We start from the raw sequence: 3291 nt of genomic DNA on the forward strand, positions 1-3291 counted from the left end.
AATAAGTGCCTGACGATGACCTACTCTCGCATGGGGAGACCCCACACTACCATCGGCGCTAAGCGGTTTCACTTCTGAGTTCGGCATGGGATCAGGTGGTTCACGCGTGCTATGGTCGTCAGGCGTAACTGGTCATGTATATCATGCTGTGCTGTTACTATGTTTTGTGGCGTCTCTTTCGTCTCACGCCCTTCGTGTGTCACGTTGGGCTTGAGTCACGTATCCGGTTTTCGTTATCACTGCGACCAGACCCCTTGGGTGTTATAGGGTCAAGCCTCACGGGCCATTAGTACACGTTAGCTCAACGCCTTGCAGCGCTTCCACACCGTGCCTATCAACCAGCTGGTCTCGCTGGGCCCTTCAGGAGGCTCTAGGCCTCAGGGATGTCTCATCTTGAAGGGGGCTTCCCGCTTAGATGCTTTCAGCGGTTATCCCGTCCGCACATAGCTACCCGGCAATGCCACTGGCGTGACAACCGGAACACCAGAGGTGCGTCCACTCCGGTCCTCTCGTACTAGGAGCAGCCCTTCTCAAACATCCAACGCCCACGGCAGATAGGGACCGAACTGTCTCACGACGTTCTAAACCCAGCTCGCGTACCACTTTAAATGGCGAACAGCCATACCCTTGGGACCGACTTCAGCCCCAGGATGTGATGAGCCGACATCGAGGTGCCAAACACCGCCGTCGATGTGAACTCTTGGGCGGTATCAGCCTGTTATCCCCGGAGTACCTTTTATCCGTTGAGCGATGGCCCTTCCATACAGAACCACCGGATCACTAGAACCTGCTTTCGCACCTGCTCGACGTGTCTGTCTCGCAGTCAAGCACCCTTATGCTCTTGCACTCACTGCACGATGTCCGACCGTGCTGAGGGTACCTTCGTGCTCCTCCGTTACTCTTTGGGAGGAGACCGCCCCAGTCAAACTACCCACCACACACTGTCCTCGATCCGGATAACGGACCTGAGTGAGAACGCCAATGATGCCAGGCTGGTATTTCAAGGTTGGCTCCCCTCGAACTAGCGTCCGAGATTCAAAGCCTCCCAGCTATCCTACACAGGCAACATCAGCGTCCAGTGTGAAGCTATAGTAAAGGTTCACGGGGTCTTTCCGTCTAGCCGCGGGTACACCGCATCTTCACGGCGATTTCAATTTCACTGAGTCTCGGGTGGAGACAGCGTGGCCATCATTACGCCATTCGTGCAGGTCGGAACTTACCCGACAAGGAATTTCGCTACCTTAGGACCGTTATAGTTACGGCCGCCGTTTACCGGGGCTTCAATCAAGAGCTTCGCCTTGCGGCTAACACCATCATTTAACCTTCCGGCACCGGGCAGGCGTCACACCCTATACGTCCGCTTGCGCGTTAGCAGAGTGCTGTGTTTTTACTAAACAGTTGCAGCCACCTGGTATCTTCGACCGGTTCGGGCTCTGAGAGCAAGTCTCGTCACCCTACGCCGGCGTGCCTTCTCCCGAAGTTACGGCACCATTTTGCCTAGTTCCTTCACCCGAGTTCTCTCAAGCGCCTTGGGATTCTCACCCTGACCACCTGTGTCGGTTTGGGGTACGGTCGCACATGATCTGAAGCTTAGAGGCTTTTCCTGGAAGCGTGGCATCAATGACTTCCTGACCGTGGTCAGTTCGTTTCGTGTCTCGGCCTTAGAGCATCCCGGATTTACCTAAGATGCAAGCCTACTCACTTTCACCAGGACAACCAACGCCTGGCTCACCTAGCCTTCTCCGTCCCCCCATCGCAATCATGTCCGGTACGGGAATATTGACCCGTTTCCCATCGACTACGCCTTTCGGCCTCGCCTTAGGGGCCGACTCACTCTGCTCCGATTAGCGTCGAACAGAAACCCTTGGTCTTCCGGCGAGGGAGTTTTTCACTCCCTTTATCGTTACTCATGTCAGCATTCGCACTCGTGATACCTCCAGCGAACTTCTCAATTCACCTTCATCGGCTTACACGACGCTCCTCTACCGCTCATCCATAGGATGAACCCGTAGCTTCGGTACCTGGTTTAGCCCCGTTACATCTTCCGCGCAGGCCGACTCGACTAGTGAGCTATTACGCTTTCTTTAAAGGATGGCTGCTTCTAAGCCAACCTCCTAGCTGTCTGAGCCTTCCCACATCGTTTCCCACTTAACCAGGATTTCGGGACCTTAGCTGACGGTCTGGGTTGTTTCCCTTTTCACGACGGACGTTAGCACCCGCCGTGTGTCTCCCACGCTTGCACTCACCGGTATTCGGAGTTTGCCTCGGGTTGGTAAGTCGGGATGACCCCCTAGCCGAAACAGTGCTCTACCCCCGGCGGTGATACGTGAGGCGCTACCTAAATAGCTTTCGAGGAGAACCAGCTATCTCCGAGCTTGATTAGCCTTTCACTCCGATCCACAAGTCATCCAAATCTTTTTCAACAGATCCTGGTTCGGGCCTCCAGTTGATGTTACTCAACCTTCACCCTGCTCATGGATAGATCGCTCGGTTTCGGGTCTATATCCAGCGACTGTGTCGCCCAGTTAAGACTCGGTTTCCCTACGGCTCCCCTAAACGGTTAACCTCGCCACTGAATATAAGTCGCTGACCCATTATACAAAAGGTACGCAGTCACAGAACAAGTCTGCTCCTACTGCTTGTACGCACACGGTTTCAGGATCTATTTCACTCCCCTCTCCGGGGTTCTTTTCGCCTTTCCCTCACGGTACTGGTTCACTATCGGTCAGCCAGGAGTATTTAGCCTTGGAGGATGGTCCCCCCGTCTTCAGTCAAGGTTTCTCGTGCCCCGACCTACTCGATTTCACATGATCAGACTTTCGACTACGGGGCTATCACCCGCTACGGCTGAGCTTCCCAGCTCATTCGCCTAATCAGTCACATGCTTAAGGGCTGGTCCCCGTTCGCTCGCCGCTACTAGGGGAATCTCGGTTGATTTCTTTTCCTCAGGGTACTTAGATGTTTCAGTTCCCCTGGTTCGCCTCTTACGCCTATATATTCAGCGTAAGATACTCATCTTATGATGAGTGGGTTTCCCCATTCAGAAATGCCCGGGTCACAGGTTGTTTGCCACCTCGCCGAGCCTTATCGCAGGCTACCACGTCTTTCATCGCCTCTGGCTGCCTAGGCATCCACCGTGTGCGCTTCATTGCTTGACCCTATAACCCGAAGGAGTCTGGTGTCTCGCAATGATAACGATTGCCGGATACGCTTGAGACGTATCACAAAACAATTACGTATAAACACTTCAAAGAAGCGTTTATGTCAGCATGATATACATTGTTAAAGAGC

The 3291-nt window shown here is 53.8% G+C and carries 2 rRNA genes; both read right to left on the reverse strand.

From position 1 onward, the window contains the following. Positions 1–7 precede the first annotated feature (7 nt). Positions 8–123 (reverse strand): 5S ribosomal RNA (gene rrf / locus HZS79_RS16665). A 142-nt stretch (positions 124–265) separates the two neighbouring features. Next, positions 266–3158: ribosomal RNA gene (locus HZS79_RS16670) — 23S ribosomal RNA — on the reverse strand. Between the last annotated feature and the right edge of the window lie 133 nt (positions 3159–3291).

The organism is Vreelandella zhaodongensis, assembly GCF_013415115.1.
GTDB lineage: Bacteria > Pseudomonadota > Gammaproteobacteria > Pseudomonadales > Halomonadaceae > Vreelandella > Vreelandella zhaodongensis.